Genomic DNA, 23,607 nt, shown 5'->3' with positions numbered 1-23,607 from the left:
ATGCCTTCTTTACAAAATATCATGCTGAGTATTAAGCATTAATTAGTGTTTAATAACTAAAGAAAGCGAAACTCACGCGTAAACGGGAATGCAGCGTAAAGCCTGACAATACACAGTGGACGGCATGCAGCTGCGGGCACGCCGCCGCGAGCAGCGATGTTTCTCTGCTTATAAAAAAGACAAAAAAAAACGGGCTGCCCATGGGCAGCCCGTTTTCGCTCAACCCTTATGCGCTACGCAGCGTATCCACCAGCGCCATCTCGTCGCTGCTCAGCAGCTTCTCGATATCGACCAGAATCAGCATACGCTCGCCGAGCGCGCCCAGACCGGTGAGGTATTCGGTCGACATGGTCACCGCGAATTCCGGGGCCGGGCGAATTTGATCCTGCGTCAGCGACAGCACGTCAGACACGCCATCTACCACGATACCCACGACGCGCTGTACCAAATTCAGCACAATCACCACGGTGTTTTCGTTGTAGTCCACGTCCGGCTGCGAGAACTTCACGCGCAGATCGATGATGGGAACGATCACGCCGCGCAGGTTAGTTACGCCTTTGATGAATTCAGGCGTGTTGGCGATGCGCGTGACCTGATCGTAACCGCGAATCTCCTGCACTTTCAGAATATCGATGCCGTACTCTTCATCACCGAGCGTGAACACTAAGAATTCCTGGCCGACGGTTTCGCCAGCGATTTTGGTCACGGTTGCCATGTCAGTCATTTTTTTTACCCTTTGGTTATCTATTACGCTGCGGCACCGGCCACACGCTTTTCACGGTTCAACGATTGCAGTGCGGACACGTCCACAATCAGCGCGACGCTGCCATCGCCCAGAATGGTGGCGGCAGAAATGCCCGGCACTTTGCGATAGTTGCTCTCAAGGTTTTTCACCACAACCTGGTGCTGGCCAATCAGCTGGTCAACCAGCAGCGCATAGCGGCGCCCTGCGCTCTGCAGAATCACGACAATACCCTGCGTGGCATCGGTTTTGGCGTTCTGCACATCGAACACATTCCACAGCTCCACCAGCGGCAGGTATTCGCCACGCACTTCCAGTACGCGCTCGCCACCGGCCAGCGGCTTCAGCTCTTCGGCGGTCGGCTGCAGTGATTCCATTACCGCGTTGAGCGGCAGGATAAAGACTTCGTCTGCCACGCGCACGGACATGCCGTCGAGGATCGCCAGCGTCAGCGGCAGCAGAATGCGAATGGTGGTGCCTTTGCCCTCTTTCGAGGCGATCTCAACGTGCCCGCCCATCTCCTGAATGTTTCGCTTCACCACATCCATGCCCACGCCACGGCCGGAAACGTCCGTGACCTGCTCGGCAGTGGAGAAGCCCGGCGCGAAGATCAGCATGCCCACTTCTTCGTCGCTCATGCTGTCGCTGACCGGCAGGCCGGACGAGAGCGCTTTAGCGAGAATACGCTGGCGGTTGAGGCCGGCACCGTCATCGATCACTTCGATGCAGATGTTGCCACCCTGATGCTCTGCGGAGAGCGTCAGGTTGCCCACAGCGGTTTTGTGCGCCGCGAGGCGTTTTTCCGGGGTCTCGATACCGTGGTCAAGGCTGTTACGCACCAGGTGCGTTAATGGATCGATGATGCGTTCGATCAAGCTCTTATCCAGTTCGGTAGAGCTACCCAGCAGCGTCAGTTCCACTTCTTTACCGAGCTTGCTGGCCAAGTCACGAACCAGACGTGGGAAGCGGCTGAACACATACTCCATTGGCATCATGCGGATCGACATGACCGATTCCTGCAGATCGCGCGCGTTGCGCTCCAGCTGTCCCATGCTGTTCAGCAGGTCGCCGTGCGCCACCGGATCCAGTTCACCGGAGCGCTGTGCCAGCATTGACTGCGTGATCACCAGTTCACCCACGAGGTTGATGAGCTGATCCACTTTTTCTACCGCCACGCGAATACTGCTGGACTCGCTGGTTTTTGCCGGTGCCGCCGCGCGTTTGCTTTCGCGTTTCGCCGGGGCGATTTCCGTGACTGTGGCTACCGGTGCTGCGGCTTCGATCGGCGCGGACGCGACCTCGGCGTTCGCCGCAGGCGCAGGCGTCTCCCCTTCCGGGAAGCGGATCTGCCCTTCTTCAATCACAAAGCACAGCACCGCAACGATATCGTCTTTATCCACGCCTTCAATCGTGACGTCCAGCGTGTCTGCGCCTTTGACCACGTTAGAGAGCGCACCGAGGTTGCCCAGCTCTTCTAACAGCAAGTCCGGCTCTTTCTCTTTTAGCGAGACCAGCTGAACGTGCAAACCTTTTGGCGCAGCCGCAGGCGCGCTCGCGATATCAATCACTTCCGCTACGGGTGCAGCGACCGGCGCCAGGCCTTTTGCTTCTAGCGCCAACTGACGCAGGGCTTCGCAGATGTAATTAAAACTTTCTGCATTCGGCTCCTGCGCGGTTTTATAGGCATCGAGCTGTTCCTGCATAATATCTTTGGTTTCCAAAAACAGGTTGATGATGTCGGTGCTGAGCTGCATTTCGCCACGGCGTGCACCATCCAAAATGTTCTCCAGGATGTGGGTCGTTTCCTGTAAAACGGTAAAGCCAAACGTACCGGCTCCGCCCTTGATGGAGTGGGCGGCGCGGAAGATGGCGTTTAACTGCTCGGAATCTGGTTCCTGGGGATCCAGTCCCAACAGGTGCTGCTCCATATCCGCTAACAGCTCGTCGGCCTCATCAAAAAACGTTTGGTAAAAATCGCTGATGTCCATGCTCACGGGATCACCTCGGCTGTGAGGGTTGGTCTGGTGTCACCGCGCCCGCTGCTTTCGGCGCTGCTGTCGTGGGGGCCGCTGCCGCAGCCGCAGGGGCTGTGGTGCTGGAACCCGCGGCGGCGGCAGGCGCTTTTGGCCCGGCAGGTGCGGTAATCTCGGGAATAATCTGTGCCGGGTCGGTCACCTGAACGGCGTCGCTCTCGGCATTCTCTTTTTCAATCGCAGCCTGGGTGTCATGGTTCAGCACCAGCAGGCTTATGCGGCGGTTTACTGCATCGTTCGCGCCGCGATTTTTCAGACGCATCGTGTCGGCCATGCCCACTACGCGCAGCATTTTGGAACCGTCCATACCGCCCAGCACCAACTCACGGCGCGAAGCATTGGCGCGGTCGGCTGACAGCTCCCAGTTGCTGTATCCTCTGTCGCCGTTGGCATACTGGAAGTCATCGGTATGCCCCGCCAAACTGATTTTGTTCGGAATATCGTTCAGAATCGGCGCAATCGCACGTAAAATGTCACGCATATAGGGCTCCACTTCCGCGCTGCCGGTTTTAAACATCGGCCGATTCTGGCTGTCAATAATCTGAATACGCAGTCCCTCTTCCACCATGTTAATGATCAGGTGCGGGCGCAGCGCTTTCAGCCGCGGATCGGCTTCAATCATCTGATCGAGCTTTTCCCGCAGGCGATTAAGCCGAATTTCTTCCAGCTTCTTCTTCTGCGCATCCAAATCGACCACTTTTTTCACTTCACCCTCTTTGCGCGTCGGATCGTCTCCGCCGCCGGGAATCGGGCTTTCACTGTCACTGCTGCGATTTCCGCCCGTTAACGCGACTTTCAAAGGCGTACGGAAGTATTCGGCAATTTGTACCAACTCTTTAGGGCTGGCGATGGAGAGAAGCCACATCACCATAAAAAAAGCCATCATCGCCGTCATAAAGTCGGCATAAGCGATTTTCCACGAACCGTGACTGCCATGATGACCTTTATGTTTGCGCTTTCTAACCAGCACAATGGGGCGATTGCCATGCTTCATGAGCTCTCTTCCGATGTCTGTTTCGCCGGATTCTTGGCGTTACGCACATGCTCTTCCAGTTCAGAGAAAGAGGGGCGATCTGTGGAGTACAGGGTTTTACGCCCAAACTCGACGGCGATCTGCGGCGCATAGCCATTCAGGCTTGAGAGCAAGGTCACTTTGACGCACTGCATCATTTTGGTGGTTTCAGAACACTTCTGGCGCAGTACGGAAGCCAGGGGCGAAATAAAGCCGTAGGCCAGCAGAATGCCGAGGAAGGTTCCCACCATGGCATGCGCCACCAGTGCGCCTAATTCCGCAGCGGGACGATCCGCCGAGGCCAGTGCGTGCACGACGCCCATTACCGCCGCTACGATCCCGAACGCTGGCAGGCCATCACCCATCGCGGATAAACTTTGCGCTGGGACTTCACATTCGTGCTCGTAAGTCTCAATCTCTTCGTCCATCAGCGCTTCAATTTCAAACGCGTTCATATTTCCGCTGACCATCAAACGCAAATAATCGGTAATAAAATCCACCAATTGTTTATCGGCTAAGATGCGTGGATAGTTAGTGAAGATTTCACTTTGGCTTGGATCTTCAATATCCCGTTCCAGCGACAGCATCCCTTGTTGGCGAGACTTGGCCATCAGGCGATAAAGCAGCGCCATTAAATCCATGTAAACAGATTTGTTATATTTTGATCCACGCATTAATAAAGGCAGTGCTTTTAAGGTTTTCTTAATCGCCTTACCGTTATTACCCACTAAAAATGCGCCGATACCGGCTCCGCCAATAATAACCAGCTCAGCAGGTTGATATAATGCGCCCAGATGGCCACCGACCATCATATAGCCGCCCAACACGGAAGCGACGACCACGATATAACCCAGAATAATCAGCACAAATAATCCTTACGTCCGTAACGTGTGGGTGGAAGTTAAGCCAGAGAGCCGAAGGCGTTATCCGTAAACCGTGGGCAAAAAAAAAGCAGCGGGGTTAACCGCTGCTGGATGTTTTCCACGATGCGAACAAACTTAAACGGCGTGTTTAACCTGTTCATCCAGCAGTTGTGGAAAGGTATCGGCAGATTCTGCAGAAAGTTTACGTCTTTTTACCGCGCGTGATGGCGGCTGGCACAGGCTGCAAACAAAGCTGCCCGGCGGTTGGTGCGCATGGTTAATGAAGCTGCCGCTGCAGCATTTGCAGTCCGAAAGCTCCAGCATACCGCTCTCCACGAATCGCACCAGGGTCCAGGCGCGCGTCAGCGCCAACAGCGGGCCCTCGTCCGATTGTGGACACTGTTCCAAATACAAACGGTACGCTTTGATCACGGCTTCAACGCCACTGTTCAGGCCGGTTTTCAGCAAGAACTGCCACGCGTTGCAGAACATGGATGCGTGAATATTTTGCTCCCACGTCATGAACCAGTCGGTTGAGAACGGCAACATGCCTTTTGGCGGTGGTGCGCCACGTAGCTCTTTATACAGCTTGATCAGTCGACCGCGGCTGAGCTGGGTTTCACTCTCAAGCATTTGCAGTCTGGCACCTAATGAAATCAGCTCCATTGCCAGCTGAATATCGCGCGCTTCCTGAACGATACTTTTTTCGCTCATTATACCGCCCTCTTCTTCGCAGACACGTCATTTTTAGACGCGCTACGGAGTAAACGGCTCGATAATAAAATACCGGTGTGAATCTGCTGCAAATCGTCAACGCGTGATTCTTGCGTTAAGCGCGTAATATGATTGTGATCGGTGAACCGGAACTGGCACACCAACTGGTTGGTTTCCGCTAATTTTACCATTTCGGGCAACGTCAGCTGAGATAATGCGTCAGCCATTGCTTCATCAATTCCCAAACGAAACATTGCAGAGGCTTTTTCCTGGTTAATTAAACGCTGTGCGAGAAGCAAATATGACAGGTTGATGTCATAAATATGTTTTAATAATTCTGATGTACCCATTTTTTTCCATCCTGATAACACGACATTTACGGCCACAAAATAAGATTATCTGTGGTTCGGGTTGCTGGTTGGTAAATCTAAAGATGGCAAAAAATAATCAGGCTTAAACCAACATGTACTGAACTGTTTCACTTCCCGCCGGGACACTGATTCAGTAGTAGTCAAAACTCCAGGCCATTCTTTTCTTGAGTTGTAACCATCTTCCGTGACGTCTGCTTACAGTTTTTTAGGACTAATCTGAAAACAACGCAAATCTATATCGTCTGATTTCGACATACAACGTGAGTGGAGCGAAATTTTAGATAAAGTGTGATCTGCGTCACACTTTTAAGGCAAATTTTTTTCCAAAAGGTTCAGCGTCGCTTTTATTTTGTTCACTTTTTAGCCATTAGCGAATCGTTTCGCTAATAAGACTCCTCCTAAAAGGCACATTTTACCCCCTCCGCTTTTACCGTCCGTCTTCTGCGCATTTATCCATATGATTGCCGTTAGCAAGTGATAACCTTCCAGCAGTGAAGAACAAGCCAGCATAAAATGCTAAAAACAGGTGGAATTATCCCTTTTTAAATTAATCACTTACAGGGAATATTTCTGGGCAGGCATAAATGGGTGATGTAAACGTCGCGTGAAGCATGCGCGCAGCGCCGCTGCGATTCGTCAGCGTTTTGTAAGGGAGGTCAAGGATATGGCAAGCGATGTAACTGGTGGTTACATTAGGATTATGAATCTATTGCGGAAATTGCATACCGATGCACATTAAGTATCGGCATGACCACCAAAAACTTTAGGATTGGGGTAAAAAAAAACCATTTTGTCGATAAAGCGCACATTCTTTGTGCAACTATCATGGAAATTTCTGATGAATTTGCCGCGGATCGCACTGCGAAAATGAAATCGATTTCTCCGCGGCAGTTTTCGGTGAAGTGAGGTGGAATTTTAACGGAAATTTTACTGACGCATCGGCTACCGTCATCGCGCGTCAGAATTAATAAGGCGCGTCATTAATGCGCCTTATTAACCAGACTCATGCTAAACGTGGAAAGGTGGCCACCTTGTTCTGCGTACCGTGATCGGCGCTGCGAACCGGCAGGCGATCCAAGTCCGCCAGGAAGCTTTCGCGCCAGCGCGTGATATCTTGCTTGCGCAGCACGGCCATCATGTCGTTGTAACGGGAAATACGCTCGGTGCGTGGCATCGTCAGCGCGCGGTTCAATGCTGCGGCGACGTCATCCCTGTCATAGGGGTTCACGATCAGCGCAGAGGTCAGCTCGTGCGCCGCGCCAGCAAAGCGTGACAGCACCAGCACACCCGGGTCATCCGGATCTTGCGCGGCCACATACTCTTTCGCTACCAGGTTCATCCCGTCACGCAGTGGCGTGATCAGGCCGACATCGGTGAGGCGGAAGATTTTCATCAGCAGGCGGCGATCGAAGTGCTGATTAAGGTAGTAAAGCGGCGTCCAGCCCAGCGTGCCGTATTTACCGTTGATGCGCCCTGCCTCGGTCTGCAGCTGCGCGCGAATATCCTGATAGGCTTGCACATCACCGCGTGAGGTCGGTGCGATCTGCGAATAGCGAATTTTACCGCGATGTTCCGGATAGTTTTCCAGCAGCGCTTCATACGCCAGGAAACGCTCCGGCAAGCCCTTGGAGTAATCCAGGCGCTCACAGGCGATGATATTTTGCAAATCGCCCAGCTCGCGCTTCATGGCCGCCATCTTCGGTGGCAGCGGGCCTTGAGCCATCTCTTTAATGCTGTCTGGCTCGATCCCGATGGGATAGACCTCGGTCATAAAGGTATTGCCGAAGGCGCGATGGCACTTCTCTCCTTTATTCTGCAGCTGCGTGAGCTGACTCAGGCTGTCGAGGAACGCCACGCGATCGGATTCTGTCTGGAAACCCAACAAGTCATAGTCGCTCATCATCTCTAACAGCTCTTGATGTGGCGGCAGTGCGTTGAAAATTTCCGGCGTCGGGAACGGGATATGCAGAAAGAATCCGATACGGTTGTTAATGCCCAGCTTGCGCAGCTCAGCCGCGAAAGGCAGCAGGTGATAATCGTGGATCCACAAGATGTCATCTGGCTTGATCAACGGCTGCAAACGCTTCGCCAGCAGGTGGTTAACGCGGCAATACCCTTCCCACGCTTCGCGCTGGTATTGCACTAAGTCGAGGCGATAGTGAAACGCGGGCCAGAGCACGGTGTTAGAGAACTGACAGTAATATTGATCGTAATCATCTTGATTAAGCGGCAGAGAGGCATAGGTGATGCCGTCATGTTCAACCTGTGAGACTTCCTCTTCCTCGCCGGTAAATTCACTGATCTCGCCGTTCCAGCCAAACCACAGACCGCCAGTGTTTTTCAGCGCATCTAAAATGCCCACTGCCAGGCCGCCTGCGCTAGATTTGCTTCCGTCTGGAATCGCGATACGGTTTGATACTACGACTAAACGACTCATAACCTTCACTCCTTACCAACTGTGTCGTGCTCTAATTGTAATAATAGTTGCTCAAGCCAGTGCCAGACCGCCTCAACGTCCTGTAAGCGGTAGTGGGCGTGCGTGGCACCTTCACCCACCTTCACGGAGATCCCTTGCAGGGCGTTCACCGCTGAAAATCCTTTCTCGTCAGTGAGATCGTCACCCACGAAAACCGGAATACGTCCGTTAAAAGGCGCTTCCTGCATAAACGCCTGCACTGCGGCACCCTTGTCCACACCCTGCGGTTTTAATTCAACCACGCACTTGCCGGGCTGCAGCGTGAGAAGCGGAAAGCGCGCTACGGCATCATGGGCCAACGCCAGTATGGCGTTTTCATAATCAGGTGCGTTGCGGTAGTGCAGCGCAAAGGCCATGCCTTTGACCTCCAACAGCGTGCCTGGCCACTGGTCCAGGGTGGCTTGCAGCTCACTCTGCAAAGTCTGCGCGATGTCATCAGGCAACGTATGACGATGAATCTGCCCGGTGGCATCACGGCGTTCTGCGCCATGCACGCCTGCTGCGGGCGCTTCCAGCGGCGCAACGAGCGCATCCAATTGTGCAATCGGCCGCCCTGATACCAGCGCAACAGCGCCGTGAGTAAGATTAGAGAGTTGTTGCAGATGCTGACGAACCAACGCGGGGATTGAAACGGACTCGGGTTGAGACTGGATGGTCGCCAACGTCCCGTCGACATCAAAAAAGAAGGCGTAAAGCCCACCACTTAACGACGGCAAGGTGCTGTTTTCATTAACCGCAGGGGTCACATCTCCTCCTGTATCTGGATTTCATCAAAACAGTGTTCTAAGCGGGTTGCGAGCGAGGTCGTGAGGAATGGAAACGAGATTTCGGGGAGGTCAACGCCAAAAATACTCGCTGGACGTACCAACGCAGCAACCAGACAACGAACATCTGAGCGAATAAGTGTAGACAACAATTGAGGTTTCGCCAGTAAAGGGCGGCGAACACACTGTGCAAAGTGGCTCTTTTACGCATTGCTATCGAAAATGGCGCGATTCCTGCTGTTTCTCTCACGCTTCGCTTGGCGATGCCGCGCGTACCGGATGCCACAGTTAGACTCACGTGACGAAGCATTACCGGATTTTCCTCACTTGCATCGGTGCTGCAGATTCGCTTACCGTGGGAATTCCAGCAGCAAACAGACCGTTCAGCGTCATCCGACGCCTTGAGTCAGGCAAATCACAAAGATGAAAAATCGATGGCGATCGTCCTTCCACCCATGCTTCGCAGGTAGCCACTTATGATGACGCAGAGCTACAGTCAGCGCGTCCACTTTTACTACTGCGTGCTGGTGGCGCTTAAAATTCATGCCAACACCCGTAAAGCGCGCGGCGTGCGGAGCCAGAACAATTTTTTGCTCAAATGGCTGCGCAATGCGCAAAACAACGCGCTGTTTGCCGCTGACGTCACCAGCGAAATTGTGTGGCTACGCAGCAAAATTATTAGCGCGGGCCCCGACGCCGACCTTGAACCGATGTTGCAGTACGTTTATGACACCGCAAAACGCGCTGAGGCGCTGCGCATGGGGCGGTGATTTCATGCGTGCATCGGTTGGGTTTTCTCCACTGGCCTGCTAAATTACCGCCCTGAAAAAACAGCGCAAGCGCGGGAACCCGCTGTAATCAGCGCCACAAGAATAAGGATATCCACCATGAATTTTAGCCTGCGTAACGCCCAGTTTGAGGATGCGCCGCTGCTGCATCAATTGGGCCGAATGACCTACCGCGCCCATTTTCAACATATGTGGATATCGCCGGAAGAGATGGATGCGTTTATCGATAAAGAGTACGGCTTAGCGGTGTTGCAGAGCAGCCTGGCGGCAACCCATGAAAGCTGGTTAATTGCCGAGACCGATCGCCCGATTGGCTTCGCGAAAGTGACCTGGAATACGCCGGTACCCGACTCAGGCATGACCGGCGCGCAGCTCAATAAACTCTACCTTGATCCTGCCCACACCGGCAAAAACTATGGACGCCTGATGTTTGAACGGATCATTTGTGAGGCGCGCAACCGACACGAAGGGTATATGTGGCTGGAAGTGATGGCGGAAAACGTGCGCGCACGTAAGTTCTGGGAAGGGTTTGGCATGCAGCACATTAAAGATATTCCTTTCATCACTGCGTCTCAGCAAAGCACGCTGCTGATTCTGGGCATGGTCATTTAGCGTTGGCCGCCTTACCACTTATTCAGATTTAATCTAACGATATAATCAGTTTTTCTTTTAAGGCGCTTCTTTGCATGCTGTGTGCAACTAAGGAGCGCATATGGCTGAGATTTCCCTCCCTCTAAAAAAACGCGGCGTGGCGCCGCTTATTCCCGGCGTCCTGCTGACCGCAAGCGTCGCCCTGTGCACCGCCTGGCTGAGCACTCTGTCTGTCGTAGCGTCATGGGGACTCGGTGCGCTTACGCTGGCGATCGTGGGCGGCATTCTCCTGGGCAACACGGTTTACGGTCGTCTGCATATTCACTGCGACGCAGGCGTGCAGTTCGCCAAGCAGAAACTGCTGCGTATCGGTATTGTGCTGTTCGGCTTTCGCCTGACCTTTCAGCAGGTGCTGGATGTCGGCATCAGCGGCGTTGTCACCGATGTGCTGACATTATCCAGCACTTTTCTGCTCGCCTGCTGGCTAGGCATTCGCTGGCTGAAAATGGATGCCCGCACCGTCTGGCTCATCGGCGCAGGCAGCAGCATCTGCGGAGCGGCGGCAGTGCTGGCAACCGGGCCGGTGGTCAAAGCGGAAGCGGCCAAAATCGCGGTGGCCGTTGCCACCGTGGTACTGTTTGGCACCGCCGCGATTTTTCTTTATCCGTTGATTTGGCATCTTGCCGCGCCTCTGCTGCCTGGCCTGACGCTGCATGCGTTTGGTATTTACACGGGCTCAACCCTGCATGAAGTGGCGCAGGTGGTGGCTGCTGGACACGCCGTGGGCGCGGAGGCAGAAAACGCGGCAGTGATTGCAAAAATGCTGCGAGTAATGATGCTGGCCCCCTTTTTAATGGGGCTGGGAGAATATGTGCGCCGCTGTATGCCCCAAACAACCGGCATCAAAACGCCCGTGACATTCCCTTGGTTTGCCCTGGCGTTTATCGCGGTGGCGCTGTTTAATTCGCTGCACCTTGTGCCCGCTCATGCTATAGCGGTGATCAACCAGATCGACAATGTGCTATTGGCCATGGCGATGGCGGCGCTGGGATTAACGACTTACCTCAGCCAGCTGAAACAGGCCGGTTTACGCCCGCTACTGCTTGGACTGCTGCTGTTTATTTGGTTAGTGATTGGCGGCGGCGCAATTAATTTTTGCGTTGGCGCGTTGGTAAACTAATGCTTCTCCACGCGCGCAATGCGCGTGGTTTATTTTTTATTTAAGCGAAGCGCCAATATACGAAACACGTTTACCGCTGCGGTAATATTTCATCCTGGGCATAATAAATCATTAACGCTCCGCTTTTTATTTTCTCTCAACAGATAATTCTGGAAACGGTGAAATGCCGTTCATTCGCTCCTGTTTTAATCTGCCTTACACCACGTTGTGCCATACTCATTTTTCTTAAGAATAAAGGAATTGTGGGTTATGTTTCGCTTATTTGCTTCACTTTTCAACAGTCCCGAATCTTTGCTGCAGGTCATGAGCCAAGAAGACAGAGCCGAGTCAATTCAGGAAGGTGACAGAATTATTATCGATGAAGACGGCAATGCCTCGGTGAATCCGTTGAGTCCCGAAGTACAGCGAGACTTTTCCCGCCATATTGACGCGTTAAAGGATATATAAATGGGAACGGCAATCTTTATGGTGTTAATGGTGTGCGGCTATTGGTACACCAACCGCGACATGTCCAGCCGGTTGAAAATAAAGCGCTCATTTGGGTGGGACGTCTATTTTTTGATCGCGCTTTATGGCTGTATTTTCGTGGTACAAGGGGTATTAGCCACGGCCTTTATCTGGCTGGTGCTACTGGCCGCATCGGCGCTGAACAATGCGCTGGCGTTGAGCGAGGCGATGCACGCCCGCTGGCACGTTGACTTTATGACCTGGAGTTTTCTCGGCATCCAGGCACCGGTCGTAGTGATGCTTACCTTTGCCGTCCTGTTTTGCGTTTATCGCTCTAACTGGGCCGGCAGCGCGCGTCTGACCGCCAGCAGGCGTAAAGACCTCTATCAACGCCTCTCCCGCTCAAACGGTATCGAGCAATTGCTGCTCCAGTGTATGGAGGAAGGCGAACTGGCGTGGGTGACGTTGAAATCTCGCCGCATTTATATCGGTATGATTCACGCCGCGACGTTTGAATATGCGAATACCGCGAATATCGTGATCATTCCTATGCTGAGCGGCTATCGCGATGCCCGCACCCTCAATCTGGCCATTGAGCATAATTACAGCCGATGGTATGACCAGCACAGCATCAATTTTGTTTCTGAGCCCAAATCGGCGCTCGACTTCCGTAAAGTGATTATGGTGTCGCAGATTGAAAGTTTGTCGCTGTTTGATCCGGCCAGCGCGAGCGCACTGGCACTCGATCAGCCTCAACGCAAAATAATTCGCTCCTCGCCGCTTGGCTGCCACGACGAGGCATAATTATACTTTTTTGACCTGACCGAATGAGCAAGGAGAGTGTTATGACCGATCGTCCTCTGCATGGCGAGCTACCTGATGATCATTCCCGTACGCCTGCGCCAGACGCACCGGCGAAAGATGATGATACCGGCGCGCCTGAATCCGGCGATAAGCAGCCGGATTAAACGTTAAACCGCCGCTCAGGCGGTTTATTTTTATCTCCCTTTCCAGCGCCAGTTATGCACCTCTGGCAGATCCTCTCCTTTTTCCCTTACGTAAGCCTGATGATGGGCGAGTTTCGCCTCCAGATCCGCCAGCACATCCGCGTGACGCGCTGCCAGCGACGGCGTATGACGGATAGCCGCTTGGGCCAGATGATAGCGATCAAGTCCGTTTAATACCGTCATATCAAACGGCGTGGTGGTGGTGCCCTCTTCGTTGAAACCGTGCACGTGAAAATTGCGATGATTGGTACGCGCATAGGTCAGACGATGAATCAGGCTGGGGTAGCCGTGGAAGGCAAAAATCACCGGTTTGTCCGGCGTGAACAGCGCATCAAACGCGTCATCAGATTTGCCATGTGGATGCATCGCCTGGGGCTGCAGGGCCATGAGATCGACCACGTTTACGACGCGCACGCGCACCCCAGGCACAGCGTCACGCAGCAGGTCCACCGCTGCCAGCGTTTCAATGGTTGGCACATCGCCTGCGCAAGCCATCACCACGTCCGGCTCCCCTTCGTCACTGGCCCAGCGCCACTCCCCCATGCCCGCTTCACAGTGGGCGATAGCGCTTTCCATGTCCAGCCACTGCGGCGACGGCTGCTTACCTGCCACAATCACATTGATGCGATCCCACGTGCGTAGACAGTGGTCGCCTACCCACAGCAAGGTATTCGCATCGGGCGGCAAATAGATGCGCACGATATCGGCTTTTTTGTTCGCCACGTGATCCATAAAGCCGGGATCCTGATGGCTGTAGCCATTATGATCCTGTCGCCAGACGTGCGAGGAGAGCAGGTAATTGAGCGAGGAGATAGGCTGGCGCCAGGGCAGCTTACGCGCCACCTTGAGCCATTTCGCATGCTGGTTAAACATCGAGTCGATGATGTGGATAAAGGCTTCGTAGCAGTTGAACAGGCCGTGACGGCCGGTTAACAGATACCCTTCCAGCCACCCCTGACACTGATGCTCGCTCAGGATTTCCATCACCCTTCCTTCACGGCTCAGCTGTTCGTCATACGGTTCACGCGGCGCCATCCAGCGCCGCTCTGTCACGTCAAATACGGCTGACAGCCGGTTCGATGCGGTTTCATCCGGGCCAAATAGCCGAAAATTGTCCTGATTCAGGCGAAAAATTTCGCTGAGGTAGTGGCCAAATTGTGCGGTGGCCTGCCCTTCGGTACTGCCGGGTTGGTCAATTTGCAGGGCAAAGCGCCGGATGTCCGGCACCTTGAGGTCGCGTCGCAGACGACCGCCGTTGGCATAGGGTGACGCGCTCATGCGTTTGTCGCCCTCGGGTGCCTGCGCACGAATGTCGGCGCGCAGACGTCCGTGTTGATCAAACAGTTCTTGCGGTTGATAGCTGCGTAACCACGCTTCCAGAATCTCTCGGTGTGCCGCATTTTCCCGACAGGCGGAAACCGGCACCTGATGGGCGCGCCAAAAGTCCTCCACTTTTTTGCCATCAACCTGCTGCGGTCCGGTCCAGCCTTTGGGGCTGCGCAGAATGATCATCGGCCAGCGTGGAACCTCGCTCTCAGCCTGCCCCGTGCGCGCCTGCCGCTGGTAAAACGCAATACGGTCAAATGCGCGGTCCAGCGCTTGGGCCATCTGCTGGTGCATGTCGCTGGGCTCATGGCCGCTAACAAACAGCGGTTCGTAGCCATAGCCGCTGAACAGCTGCATTAAATCCTCGTCGCGTGTGCGCCCTAGCAGTGTGGGATTGGCAATTTTATAGCCGTTCAAATGCAGAATCGGCAGCACCGCGCCGTCGTGCGCGGCATTAAGAAATTTGCTGCCGTGCCAGCTGGCCGCAAGCGGGCCGGTTTCCGCTTCGCCGTCGCCAATCACGCAGGGTACAATCAAATCAGGATTATCAAAGACGGCACCAAACGCGTGCGCCAGTGAATAGCCCAGCTCGCCTCCTTCGTTGATTGACCCTGGCGTCTCCGGTGCGGCGTGGCTGGGTATACCGCCGGGAAAAGAGAACTGTTTAAACAGTCGCTGCATGCCCGCTTCGTCCTCGCTGACGTGCGGATAAATCTCGCTGTAGCTGCCCTCCAGCCACGCATTCGCCACCATGCCCGGCCCGCCGTGGCCGGGTCCGCACACGTAGAGAAGATCGACCTTCCGCTGTCGAATAATGCGATTCAGGTGCGCGTAAATAAAATTCAGTCCTGGTGTCGTGCCCCAGTGTCCCAGCAAGCGCGGCTTGATGTGCTCCGCTTTGAGCGGCTCGCGCAGCAGTGGATTTTCCATTAAATAAATCTGCCCTACCGACAGATAATTCGCGGCGCGCCAGTAGCGATCCAGTAAGGTGAACTCTTCAATTGCCATCGCATTCGCCATGCCTTCCCCCTTTACATATTTATCGTCTATTAAAGCTAATAGAGATCGGGTGAAGCTGCGAACCTGTGGGGAGTGACGAGCGCGCGTTTACCGTTATAAACGTAACGCGAATGCGACTCGACCGTTCAAATAGGTAATCGATCGAAAACCTTACAAAAATATTGCCCACTCACATGGCATTTCTCTGATCTTCAGCTATTTTACTTTCAGCCTTCGGGCGACGATGTTATGAGAATGTATAAGGATAATAACGTGGAATTTACAAAATTTGAGGCCAGACTCAATCTTTGGCAACACTTGAAATTTAGCGCCATTGAGATTCATCCGCGCAGCGATAAATTTGAATTATATGCCACTGCCAATAATCATCAGACGCTCAGTCAGCTGTTTATTTGTTGTGTTAATAGTGCAGAAGATGCAGGAGTTTTACGTAAACAGTTTCAAAGCTGGCTGCTTAAATGCAATATCTCCCGCCATCGCCGTACGGCTGCAAAAATTACCCGGAACGTTTCGGTTAATGTTCCTGGCCAGCCGACCATTACGCTGAGATAACGCTACAGGGTGTATAAAAAAGGGATAAAAGGCGTTTAGCGGATACTTTGCTCGGATTAGCCGTCGCAGGCGAGACAGAGAAGGGGAACTTGCGACGTGCCGAGACAAAGCAGTTAGCGCCCACAGCCACGAAAAAAGCGGGCCGGAATAATAAACGCGGGCAGCGTCGCGTGCGGTGCAAATACCTAAAGGAGTAAAGCGGTGGGAGTGCGATCAGGCGTCGTCTGGCGTGTATCCCACCACGATCTCCAGCGTACGTCTTAGCGTCGCCGCCTGCGCTTCATCCTCTGTGGCTTCCAACGCCATAATCAGACGTAAAATCACCGACTTGTTACTGACCTTGCCTTCCGTTGCCAGCAAATTACGAATAATAGTGCCCAATACCGTGGCCTCATTGCCCAGTGATTCGCCCGCTTCCCGAAAGTGTTTTGCGAGCGCCGTGTCAGGCAGCGCATCATAAATATTGTAATTATTCGCCATAATTCCCGTACCGTCATGTTAGCGATAAAACGCTTATTATACCCAGAAGAATCAGTGTTTTCTTCCGTCAGTTTGCGGCGAGTGAGTGAATAGCTGGTGAACGTTATCACTGCTCCCCTGCTTCTCTCGCGTTTTTTGACCTGACGACAGACTGTGATGCACTTCTTTTATTGCAGCGCTTATTGCCTCACGCTGCGTTTCATCCGACGCTTGGGTGTGCATCGCATTTAATTGTTCAATTAATGCGCTGGTATTGACTGGCCCCGCGCGCTCTAAGAGCGCGAGCGTCGCCTCACCAATTATTTCGTCGATTAATTTCTGTTTTTCATCTTGATTCATGGCATATCTCTGATTGCCGCTTACCTGAATGACATTACGGCAGAGAAACGGCGTTGCATAATAAGCGTAGCGCGGCGAGCGCGTCACAAGTTATACATAAAAAGCACGTTATCAGAGTAAAGACTTATAGTTGTACAACCTGGACAATGAACAATGTATCAGTTTCTGCGAAAATCTGTATCAGTTTTCGCGCTCAAACAGTAAGCCAATGAGCTGCTGATAATGGTGCTCTTCTTCGGTGTTCTGTGCGCACTCCAGCTTGCGTAATAGCTTTGTGCACAGGGACTTACGATTCAAACTACGGCCTTCACGCAGAATTTCTACCACGATTTTACCCAGCGTTTCCTGCTGTGACGGCAGCGTCGCTTTACTAAAATAGTTCGCAATGGCTTCGACCGAACCTGGTACATATCCGTTCTGACGCATAAGTCACCCCAACAAGTGATCAAAAAAACGGGCGCTACACCCGAATAAAATTGTACAAAACACCTTAAATCTATACAGAAATTCTATAGAAATTCGTAGCAGGCAATTTTTGCAAAAAATGCTATTGGGAAAGATTAGGAAGACAGGATTTTTGCCGTATCGCGTCCGGGCCTGATGCCCGGCACGCTACTTTTTATTTTTTTCGTCGGAAGGCATGCGCACACTGCCGGATTGCGCGCTCAAACCGCGTAATGGGGAAACGGTTCGGTTGTCGGGTTCTGAATGCCCGCGATGCGCCAACAGCCACTGCTGGGCGCCAATAATTTCCTGATGTCGCTCAGGCGAAACGTTATTCTCAGCCATGCGGCCGAGTTCTTTAACAAGGCTGCTGACCGTCACCGCCTCACGTCGCATCAGCAAGGCGTAGGCAGCTTCACCGATGACATTTTGCTCTGCGTTTTCCATTATTACCTCCTGAGAAAGTGGGCTTTCGCTTTGTTCTCACCTGCCAGTATAGCGCAAAAAGGCACCTACCTGTACAGGTTTACAGTAATAACGTACAACTTAGCCAACCTGACTCATTTTGCGATCGGCAGATCGCGGTAGCGCGTCGTATAAGCGGGCGATAGCATCTCGCGCTTCATCGCCCAAGGTTTTTGAATACCCTGCCCGGCAAACCAGAGCGTGCCGTTACCGCGTTGGTTAACGCTGTCCATAACGCGCATCAGCGCCTCGCTATTGGGCCGCGGGGGATGTTCATCGAAAAGGTTCAGCTGAGCCACGCCCTGGCTGTAAAAATCACTCAGTATCACGCCCGCTTTCATATAGCGGCCGCCCTCCTGCCAGATAGTGTCGAGCGCTTGCGTGGCCACCTCGATAATGTCGCGGGTGTCGTTGGTTGGGATGTGCAGCATACCCATGGCCTGATTGCCGTAAAACGCTTCGCCCACGGCGTGCGGACTGGTACGAATAAACACCGCAATTTGTCGGCAGTATTGCCGCTGCACGCGCAGTTTTTCCGCTGCGCGAACGGCGTAGTTACATACCGCCTCGCGCACCTCGCTGTACGCCGTAGTGCGCTCAGCAAATGAGCGAGAACACATAATCTGCTGCTTTATCGGCATAAACTCTTCCATCGCCAGGCAAGGTTCACCGCGCAGTTCCCGCACCGTACGCTCCAGTACCACGTTGAAGTGCTTACGGATCAGTGATGTGCTCTGATTGGCTAAATCGCTGGCGGTCATGATGCCCATGGCATTCAGCCTTTTGCTAATACGCCGCCCCACGCCCCAAACATCTTCCACCGCGATTAGCGGCAGCAGCTTTTTCTGGCGATCAACGTTGGACAGATCCAGCACGCCACGCGTTTGCGGCCATTTTTTTGCCGCAAAATTCGCCAGCTTGGCCAGCGTTTTGGTTTGGGCAATGCCGACCCCCACGGTAAGGTGCGTTTCCCGCTTGAGCCGCGTGCGTATTTCATGTCCAAACGTATCAAGTACACAGCAGTTGCGCACGCCGCTAAGATCGAGAAAGGCTTCGTCAATGGAGTAGATTTCAACACTCGGCGCCATCTCTTCAAGGAGCGTCATCACGCGCTCGCTCATGTCGGCGTACAGCGCGTAGTTCGAGCTGAAAACGGCAACCTGATGATGATGCAGCGCCTCTTTAATCTTGAAGTAGGGGCTGCCCATTGGGATGTCCAGCCTTTTCGCCTCTGCGGAACGGGCAATCACGCAGCCGTCGTTGTTACTGAGAACCACAACCGGCTTTCCTTTGAGGTCCGGGCGGAACACCGTCTCGCAGGAAGCATAAAAACTGTTTACATCCACCAGGGCAAACATCATTTCCCCAGCGTTTTAATCACGTGTTTCACCACGCCAAAAATTTCAAACTGATCGGGATCGGGAACCGGAATGATGCCGTAAGCCGCGTTCATCGGCCGCAGATGAAGCACCGGTTTCACCATCAGCTGCTTCACCGTAAACTCTCCCCCCAGTGCGGCCACCACCACATCTCCGTGCTCGGCGCCGATCGCGCTGTCCACCACCAGCATATCGCCATCGCTGATGCCGCCTTCAATCATGGAGTCGCCACTCACCTTAATGAAGTAGGTCGAGCTCGGATGGCTCACCAGCAAGTGGTTGAGGTCGATGCGCTGCTCAACGTAGTCCTGTGCGGGCGAGGGAAAACCGCAGGGCACCCGACTAATAAAAAGCGGCAAGCTAAGCAGGACGCGCAGTTCCGCTGGCTGATAAAACTCCATGTTCATGGCCTTATAATAATAACTGTATATAAAAACAGTATTACCATTTTTTTCACGCGATCAAGCCAGATTTTTTACCGCTTCGACAAAGTGATTGGTGAGAAAGACATTTTTATTTTTTATACGCTTATGTCGTCGGCGGGCGCCTTTGCCTTAGGGTGCGCTGCCCGTCGCGCACGCAATGAACACTGCGTCCGGTTGAATTCAGTGCCGCACGCCCCTATGTTGAGGGTTTAGTCCTGAAAGGAGCAAAATACATGGCAACCGAATATGCGGTGATCGCGGGCGGCTGTTTCTGGTGCACTGAAGCCGTTTTTAAAGATGTCATTGGCGTAGAGTCCGTTGAAAGTGGCTATACCGGCGGTGAGCGCCCCAACCCCACCTATGAGCAGGTGTGCAGCGGCGCAACCGGGCATGCAGAAGCGATCCGTATCGGTTTCGATCCCGAGAAAGTGCGCTATGGCGATCTGTTGGATATCAGCTTCGCCACACACGATCCCACGCAGTTGAACCGTCAGGGCAACGATGTGGGTACCCAGTACCGCTCGGCCATTTTCCCGGCCACGCCCGAGCAGGAAGCGGAAGCGGTCGCGGCCATCGCCCGCGCGCAAGCGGACCACAGCGATCCCGTGGTCACCACCATTGAGCCGCTAAAAGCCTGGTATCCGGCGGAAGCGTATCATCAGGATTACTGGGACGGCGCGGGCCAGCGCAACGGCTACTGCCTGGCCGTCATTCCGCCTAAGCTACAAAAATTGCGCAAAAGTTTTGCCAACCGGGTGAAATCTGCCTGATGGCGCGCGGTGCATCGCCTGATGCACCGCCGCCGTTCCCTGCCGTGAAATCGCCGTATGCCCTCGCCTGATTCTCCGTCATAATAGCCCCTCTTCTTTTCAGGGAGCGATGATGACTGCGCCACATCCGATTACCGCCGTGCGCAAACGGCCAATGAAACTGAATACGCTGGTCACGCTGATGCTCAGCGCCGTCATCGTGCTCGTGCTGTTCAGCGTGCATATGTTCTATTTTTTCCAGATTGGGGCCGCCACCCGCACCCAGCTGGAGGATAAAGCCATGGCGGTGGCGCGTACGCTGGCACGATCGCCGGAAATTCAGCACGCCCTGACCTTACCGCCCGATCGCGCCGCCATTCAGCCCATCGCCAAAGCCGTTGAAGAGAGCAATAACCTGCTGTTTATCAGCATCACCAACATGGCGGGCATTCGCTATTCGCACCGCAATCCTCAGCTGGTCGGCAAACATTTTATTGGCGAAGATCTGCAGCCCGCGCTGCGCGGACATGAAAATGTCTCGGTTAATCAGGGATCGCTGGCGAAAGCGCTGCGGGTCTTCACGCCGGTGTATGACGCGCAGGATCGGCAGATTGGCGTGGTGGCGATTGGCATTTCGCTGGATGCCGTCGCCGATCAGATCAACGAAAGCCGCTGGAGTATTCTCTGGACAATATTGATCGGCACCGTCGCGGGCGCCATTGGCACCTTTATACTGGTCCGCGTCCTGAAACGCATTCTGTTTGGCCTTGAACCGTATGAAATCTCCACGCTGTTTGAACAGCGTCAGGCCATTCTCAATTCGGTCAAAGAGGGGGTTGTTGCCATGGACGATGGCGGCGACGTGACGCTGATTAATCAGGCTGCCCGCACGCTATTGAACGATGCCGTGCCGCACAGCAGCACACCCACGACGTCTTTGGATGACGCGCCGGTGTTTCACCACCATTTGCAGGATGCCCTGCATCACGGCCGCGCACGGCGCGATGAAGAACTGCACGTAAACGGCCGCGTGCTGGTCAGCAATACGGTGCCGGTACGCAGCCAAGGGCGCATTATCGGCGCGGTGTGCACGTTCAGGGATAAAACCGAGATCAGCCAACTGCTGCAGCGTCTGTCGGGCATGGTAAACTACGTGGATGCGCTGCGTGAGCGCTCGCATGAATTTATGAATAAGCTGCACGTCATCCTCGGCTTACTGCATATGAAAAACTATGCGCAGGTAGAGGCCTATATTTTAAAGACGGCCAATAATTATCAAACAGAGATTGGCTATCTGCTCGACAAGATAAAATCGCCGGTGATTGCCGGTTTCCTGCTGAGTAAAATCAACCGCGCTTCCGACTGCGGCCATCGCCTCACCATTAGCGATGCCAGCTTTCTCCCCGACACGGGCAATGAAGCGCAACTCGCCGCACTGATTACCGTGATCGGTAATCTGATTGAAAACGCGATTGATGCGCTTAGCGGGCAAACCGAGGGTGAAATTCACCTGATGCTGCATTACCAGAACGGCTGGCTGGCGTGCGAAGTCAGCGATGACGGGCCGGGCATTGCGCCTGATATTCTCGCCTCAATTTTTGACAAAGGGTTTTCCACCAAAGGTGAGAACCGCGGCGTAGGGCTGTCGCTGCTCAAGCAGCAAACGGAGAGCTTGGGCGGCGGGGTGAGCGTCGAGTCAGAGCCCGGTGTGTTTACGCAATTTTTAGTTCAATTACCCTGGGATGGAGGAAACCAATCCGCATGATCAACGTGTTAGTGGTCGATGATGACGCCATGGTCGCCGAGCTGAACCGCTCCTTTATCGGACAGGTCGCAGGATTCACCTGCTGCGGCACCGCGTCGACGCTGCAGCAGGCCAAAGAGATCCTCTTTAACAGCGAAACGCCGGTGGATCTGGTGCTGCTCGACATCTACATGCAGCAGGAAAATGGCCTCGATCTGCTGCCCGAACTGCGCAAAGCGCAGAGCCCGGTAGAGGTCATCATTATCTCCTCCGCCGCCGATGCGGAAAACATTAAAACCTCGCTGCACTACGGCGTGGTGGATTACCTGATCAAGCCGTTCCAGTTCCCGCGCTTTGAAGAGGCGCTGACCAGCTGGCGGCAGAAGAAATCGCTGATGGACAATCACCCCTACTACCAGCAATCAGATGTGGATTTACTGATTCACGGCAGCCCGGCCACCCAGCATGATAACAAGCGCCTGCCCAAAGGATTGACGCCGCAAACTCTGCGCACGCTGTGTCAGTGGATTGACGCCCATCCGGGCCAGGAGTTCTCTACCGACGAGCTGGCCACGGAGGTCAACATTTCGCGCGTCTCCTGCCGCAAATACCTGATTTGGCTAGCGCAAATTAATATTCTGTTCACCAGCATTCACTATGGCGCCACCGGCCGGCCGGTGTACCGCTATCGGCTACAGCCCGAATACCACTCGCTGCTGCAGCAGTACTGTCAATAACGCAGCTGCCAGCTGAAATCCTGCTGCTGAAAGCGAAAGTGGCGCGGCGCAGAGCAGACAATCTGCCGATCGCGCGTCACAAATATCACGTCAAGATCGGGGCGGCTGGCCACATATGCCAGTCCGCGTTCCACGCCCATTCCGTACAGAAGCGTGGTATAGATATCGCCGTCCAGCGATCGATCGGCGATCACCGTGACGCTCAGCAGTTCGTTATCCAGCGGATAGCCGGTACGCGGATCGAAAATGTGATGCCAGCAGCGGTCATCCTGCAGAAAGTAACGTTCATAAATTCCCGACGTGACCACGGATTTCTCTTTGACCTGCAGCACGCCCAGCAGCGCATCATCGGTGGCAAACGGGGTTTTCAGCCCGATTTGCCAGCCTGCGGGCTCGTGCGGTGGCGCACCCAGCGTCTGCACGTTACCGCCGAGATTGATCAGCGCCTGCGTGACGCCCTGCTGGCGCAAAAAAGCCTGCACCACGTCGGCGATGTAGCCTTTGGCAATCGCGCCTAAATCGATCTCCATGCCTGGCTGACACAACATCACCGAGCGCGCACGGGCATCCAGTATCACCTGATGCGGATCGGTAAGGCGTAACAGCGCATGAATGTCATCGGCGGGCGGCACCGCGCGTCCCTGAAAGCCAATTTTCCAGCGCTTCACCACCGGGCCGATAGTGAGATTAAAGGCGCTGTCCGGCAGCAGACTGACCGCGTGCGCCACGCGAATCAACTCAAATACCGGCTCGCTCACCACCACCGCATGCTGACCCGCCGCCTGATTGATCGCCATTACGGCAGAATCTGCGCGATTCACGGTGAACAGGTTCTCCTGCTGCTTGATCAGCTGAAACACCTGACGCGCCAAAGTCGGGTTGCTGTCAAACAGCTTCAGCAGGATGGGCGATCCCATTAAAACCGCGGAATAGGCATAAACGCCCGGCTGCGTTGTCAT

At 54.0% G+C, this 23,607-nt stretch carries 26 protein-coding genes; 10 read left to right on the top strand and 16 right to left on the bottom strand.

The genetic code is table 11. The features are described 5' to 3' along the window. Positions 1-226: 226 nt before the first annotated feature. The 8 genes from cheW to otsB all read right to left on the bottom strand — a co-directional run bounded on the left by cheW (position 227) and on the right by otsB (position 8,957). Positions 227-724, bottom strand: coding sequence for a chemotaxis protein CheW (cheW, locus tag LU196_RS11725; RefSeq protein WP_232757646.1), 498 nt, complete (start codon positions 722-724; stop codon positions 227-229). 23 nt (positions 725-747) lie between these two features. Continuing rightward, on the bottom strand, positions 748-2,730 hold the full coding sequence (cheA, locus tag LU196_RS11720; protein ID WP_232758233.1) for a chemotaxis protein CheA: 1,983 nt from the start codon (positions 2,728-2,730) through the stop codon (positions 748-750). 10 nt (positions 2,731-2,740) lie between these two features. Continuing rightward, complete coding sequence (motB, locus tag LU196_RS11715; RefSeq protein WP_232757647.1) at positions 2,741-3,769, bottom strand: flagellar motor protein MotB; 1,029 nt, start codon at positions 3,767-3,769, stop codon at positions 2,741-2,743. Then, positions 3,766-4,653, bottom strand: a complete 888-nt coding sequence (gene motA, locus LU196_RS11710) for a flagellar motor stator protein MotA (protein ID WP_232757648.1) — start codon at positions 4,651-4,653, stop codon at positions 3,766-3,768. The genes motB and motA overlap by 4 nt, the downstream gene beginning before the upstream one ends. Positions 4,654-4,785: 132 nt before the next feature. Next, a complete protein-coding gene (gene flhC / locus LU196_RS11705; protein ID WP_232757649.1) occupies positions 4,786-5,364 on the bottom strand; it encodes a flagellar transcriptional regulator FlhC in 579 nt (192 codons plus the stop codon). Further along, the gene (flhD, locus tag LU196_RS11700; RefSeq protein ID WP_232757650.1) at positions 5,364-5,714 is read right to left on the bottom strand and encodes a flagellar transcriptional regulator FlhD; all 351 of its coding nucleotides are present in this window, start codon (positions 5,712-5,714) and stop codon (positions 5,364-5,366) included. The genes flhC and flhD overlap by 1 nt, the downstream gene beginning before the upstream one ends. A gap of 1,024 nt (positions 5,715-6,738) precedes the next feature. Then, on the bottom strand, positions 6,739-8,172 hold the full coding sequence (otsA, locus tag LU196_RS11695; RefSeq protein ID WP_232757651.1) for an alpha,alpha-trehalose-phosphate synthase: 1,434 nt from the start codon (positions 8,170-8,172) through the stop codon (positions 6,739-6,741). Between the two features lie 5 nt (positions 8,173-8,177). Next, positions 8,178-8,957 carry a trehalose-phosphatase gene (gene otsB, locus LU196_RS11690; protein ID WP_232757652.1) on the bottom strand — a complete coding sequence of 260 codons (780 nt, stop codon included), beginning with the start codon at positions 8,955-8,957 and terminating at the stop codon, positions 8,178-8,180. 497 nt (positions 8,958-9,454) lie between these two features. Between otsB and LU196_RS11685 the strand changes: the two genes are divergently transcribed. From LU196_RS11685 to LU196_RS20360, 6 genes are all read left to right on the top strand, one after another. Continuing rightward, complete coding sequence (locus LU196_RS11685) at positions 9,455-9,745, top strand: hypothetical protein (protein WP_232758234.1); 291 nt, start codon at positions 9,455-9,457, stop codon at positions 9,743-9,745. 117 nt (positions 9,746-9,862) lie between these two features. Beyond that, positions 9,863-10,375 carry a GNAT family N-acetyltransferase gene (locus tag LU196_RS11680; protein WP_232757653.1) on the top strand — a complete coding sequence of 171 codons (513 nt, stop codon included), beginning with the start codon at positions 9,863-9,865 and terminating at the stop codon, positions 10,373-10,375. A gap of 100 nt (positions 10,376-10,475) precedes the next feature. Then, a complete protein-coding gene (locus tag LU196_RS11675; protein ID WP_232757654.1) occupies positions 10,476-11,534 on the top strand; it encodes a YeiH family protein in 1,059 nt (352 codons plus the stop codon). Positions 11,535-11,783: 249 nt separating this feature from the next. After that, complete coding sequence (locus LU196_RS11670; protein ID WP_232757655.1) at positions 11,784-11,981, top strand: hypothetical protein; 198 nt, start codon at positions 11,784-11,786, stop codon at positions 11,979-11,981. Next, positions 11,982-12,785, top strand: a complete 804-nt coding sequence (locus LU196_RS11665) for a hypothetical protein (protein ID WP_232757656.1) — start codon at positions 11,982-11,984, stop codon at positions 12,783-12,785. A gap of 41 nt (positions 12,786-12,826) precedes the next feature. Next, positions 12,827-12,949: a hypothetical protein gene (locus LU196_RS20360; protein WP_255697692.1), complete on the top strand. Its 123-nt coding sequence runs from the start codon at positions 12,827-12,829 to the stop codon at positions 12,947-12,949. A 30-nt stretch (positions 12,950-12,979) separates the two neighbouring features. On the opposite strand, the gene LU196_RS11660 is transcribed toward LU196_RS20360, so the two are convergent. Next, positions 12,980-15,334, bottom strand: a complete 2,355-nt coding sequence (locus tag LU196_RS11660) for a phosphoketolase (RefSeq protein WP_232757657.1) — start codon at positions 15,332-15,334, stop codon at positions 12,980-12,982. Positions 15,335-15,586: 252 nt separating this feature from the next. Between LU196_RS11660 and LU196_RS11655 the strand changes: the two genes are divergently transcribed. Continuing rightward, positions 15,587-15,886 (top strand): hypothetical protein, encoded by a 300-nt coding sequence (locus tag LU196_RS11655; protein ID WP_232757658.1) that lies wholly within the window; start codon positions 15,587-15,589, stop codon positions 15,884-15,886. 213 nt (positions 15,887-16,099) lie between these two features. Here LU196_RS11655 and LU196_RS11650 read toward each other — a convergent pair whose 3' ends face one another. The 6 genes from LU196_RS11650 to umuD all read right to left on the bottom strand — a co-directional run bounded on the left by LU196_RS11650 (position 16,100) and on the right by umuD (position 19,394). Beyond that, a complete protein-coding gene (locus tag LU196_RS11650) occupies positions 16,100-16,366 on the bottom strand; it encodes a biofilm development regulator YmgB/AriR family protein (RefSeq protein WP_232757659.1) in 267 nt (88 codons plus the stop codon). A gap of 51 nt (positions 16,367-16,417) precedes the next feature. Then, complete coding sequence (locus tag LU196_RS11645) at positions 16,418-16,705, bottom strand: hypothetical protein (RefSeq protein WP_232757660.1); 288 nt, start codon at positions 16,703-16,705, stop codon at positions 16,418-16,420. 180 nt (positions 16,706-16,885) lie between these two features. Next, positions 16,886-17,131, bottom strand: a complete 246-nt coding sequence (gene ycgZ / locus LU196_RS11640; protein ID WP_232757661.1) for a regulatory protein YcgZ — start codon at positions 17,129-17,131, stop codon at positions 16,886-16,888. Between the two features lie 186 nt (positions 17,132-17,317). Continuing rightward, complete coding sequence (locus LU196_RS11635; protein ID WP_232757662.1) at positions 17,318-17,596, bottom strand: hypothetical protein; 279 nt, start codon at positions 17,594-17,596, stop codon at positions 17,318-17,320. A 113-nt stretch (positions 17,597-17,709) separates the two neighbouring features. Continuing rightward, positions 17,710-18,972: a translesion error-prone DNA polymerase V subunit UmuC gene (gene umuC, locus LU196_RS11630; protein ID WP_232758235.1), complete on the bottom strand. Its 1,263-nt coding sequence runs from the start codon at positions 18,970-18,972 to the stop codon at positions 17,710-17,712. Beyond that, complete coding sequence (gene umuD, locus LU196_RS11625) at positions 18,972-19,394, bottom strand: translesion error-prone DNA polymerase V autoproteolytic subunit (protein WP_232757663.1); 423 nt, start codon at positions 19,392-19,394, stop codon at positions 18,972-18,974. The genes umuC and umuD overlap by 1 nt, the downstream gene beginning before the upstream one ends. A gap of 257 nt (positions 19,395-19,651) precedes the next feature. On the opposite strand from umuD, the gene msrA reads away from it, so the two are divergent. The 3 genes from msrA to dcuR all read left to right on the top strand — a co-directional run bounded on the left by msrA (position 19,652) and on the right by dcuR (position 22,648). After that, positions 19,652-20,188, top strand: a complete 537-nt coding sequence (gene msrA, locus LU196_RS11620) for a peptide-methionine (S)-S-oxide reductase MsrA (RefSeq protein WP_232757664.1) — start codon at positions 19,652-19,654, stop codon at positions 20,186-20,188. Between the two features lie 112 nt (positions 20,189-20,300). Next, positions 20,301-21,932, top strand: coding sequence for a sensor histidine kinase (locus tag LU196_RS11615; RefSeq protein WP_232757665.1), 1,632 nt, complete (start codon positions 20,301-20,303; stop codon positions 21,930-21,932). Then, entirely contained in the window at positions 21,929-22,648 is a 720-nt protein-coding gene (dcuR, locus tag LU196_RS11610) for a two-component system response regulator DcuR (protein WP_232757666.1), read from the top strand. The genes LU196_RS11615 and dcuR overlap by 4 nt, the downstream gene beginning before the upstream one ends. On the opposite strand, the gene LU196_RS11605 is transcribed toward dcuR, so the two are convergent. Then, positions 22,642-23,607: an FAD:protein FMN transferase gene (locus tag LU196_RS11605; protein WP_232757667.1), complete on the bottom strand. Its 966-nt coding sequence runs from the start codon at positions 23,605-23,607 to the stop codon at positions 22,642-22,644. The two genes, dcuR and LU196_RS11605, sit on opposite strands and share 7 nt — an antisense overlap.

The organism is Pantoea sp. Mb-10 (assembly GCF_021272205.1).
Classification (GTDB): Bacteria; Pseudomonadota; Gammaproteobacteria; order Enterobacterales; family Enterobacteriaceae; genus Pantoea.
Note: the sequence above shows the minus strand (reverse complement) of the source record. Positions and strands in the feature narration are given on the sequence as shown.

What these genes read in the sequence shown, in the direction of transcription:
- cheW (WP_232757646.1), bottom strand. Translation starts at nt 724, where the DNA reads ATGACTGACATGGCAACCGTGACCAAAATCGCTGGCGAAACCGTCGGC.
- cheA (WP_232758233.1), bottom strand. Translation starts at nt 2,730, where the DNA reads ATGGACATCAGCGATTTTTACCAAACGTTTTTTGATGAGGCCGACGAG.
- motB (WP_232757647.1), bottom strand. Translation starts at nt 3,769, where the DNA reads ATGAAGCATGGCAATCGCCCCATTGTGCTGGTTAGAAAGCGCAAACAT.
- flhC (WP_232757649.1), bottom strand. Translation starts at nt 5,364, where the DNA reads ATGAGCGAAAAAAGTATCGTTCAGGAAGCGCGCGATATTCAGCTGGCA.
- flhD (WP_232757650.1), bottom strand. Translation starts at nt 5,714, where the DNA reads ATGGGTACATCAGAATTATTAAAACATATTTATGACATCAACCTGTCA.
- otsA (WP_232757651.1), bottom strand. Translation starts at nt 8,172, where the DNA reads ATGAGTCGTTTAGTCGTAGTATCAAACCGTATCGCGATTCCAGACGGA.
- LU196_RS11685 (WP_232758234.1), top strand. Translation starts at nt 9,455, where the DNA reads ATGACGCAGAGCTACAGTCAGCGCGTCCACTTTTACTACTGCGTGCTG.
- LU196_RS11680 (WP_232757653.1), top strand. Translation starts at nt 9,863, where the DNA reads ATGAATTTTAGCCTGCGTAACGCCCAGTTTGAGGATGCGCCGCTGCTG.
- LU196_RS11675 (WP_232757654.1), top strand. Translation starts at nt 10,476, where the DNA reads ATGGCTGAGATTTCCCTCCCTCTAAAAAAACGCGGCGTGGCGCCGCTT.
- LU196_RS11670 (WP_232757655.1), top strand. Translation starts at nt 11,784, where the DNA reads ATGTTTCGCTTATTTGCTTCACTTTTCAACAGTCCCGAATCTTTGCTG.
- LU196_RS11665 (WP_232757656.1), top strand. Translation starts at nt 11,982, where the DNA reads ATGGGAACGGCAATCTTTATGGTGTTAATGGTGTGCGGCTATTGGTAC.
- LU196_RS20360 (WP_255697692.1), top strand. Translation starts at nt 12,827, where the DNA reads ATGACCGATCGTCCTCTGCATGGCGAGCTACCTGATGATCATTCCCGT.
- LU196_RS11660 (WP_232757657.1), bottom strand. Translation starts at nt 15,334, where the DNA reads ATGGCGAATGCGATGGCAATTGAAGAGTTCACCTTACTGGATCGCTAC.
- LU196_RS11650 (WP_232757659.1), bottom strand. Translation starts at nt 16,366, where the DNA reads ATGGCGAATAATTACAATATTTATGATGCGCTGCCTGACACGGCGCTC.
- LU196_RS11645 (WP_232757660.1), bottom strand. Translation starts at nt 16,705, where the DNA reads ATGAATCAAGATGAAAAACAGAAATTAATCGACGAAATAATTGGTGAG.
- ycgZ (WP_232757661.1), bottom strand. Translation starts at nt 17,131, where the DNA reads ATGCGTCAGAACGGATATGTACCAGGTTCGGTCGAAGCCATTGCGAAC.
- LU196_RS11635 (WP_232757662.1), bottom strand. Translation starts at nt 17,596, where the DNA reads ATGGAAAACGCAGAGCAAAATGTCATCGGTGAAGCTGCCTACGCCTTG.
- umuC (WP_232758235.1), bottom strand. Translation starts at nt 18,972, where the DNA reads ATGTTTGCCCTGGTGGATGTAAACAGTTTTTATGCTTCCTGCGAGACG.
- umuD (WP_232757663.1), bottom strand. Translation starts at nt 19,394, where the DNA reads ATGGAGTTTTATCAGCCAGCGGAACTGCGCGTCCTGCTTAGCTTGCCG.
- msrA (WP_232757664.1), top strand. Translation starts at nt 19,652, where the DNA reads ATGGCAACCGAATATGCGGTGATCGCGGGCGGCTGTTTCTGGTGCACT.
- LU196_RS11615 (WP_232757665.1), top strand. Translation starts at nt 20,301, where the DNA reads ATGACTGCGCCACATCCGATTACCGCCGTGCGCAAACGGCCAATGAAA.
- dcuR (WP_232757666.1), top strand. Translation starts at nt 21,929, where the DNA reads ATGATCAACGTGTTAGTGGTCGATGATGACGCCATGGTCGCCGAGCTG.
- LU196_RS11605 (WP_232757667.1), bottom strand. Translation starts at nt 23,607, where the DNA reads ATGACAACGCAGCCGGGCGTTTATGCCTATTCCGCGGTTTTAATGGGA.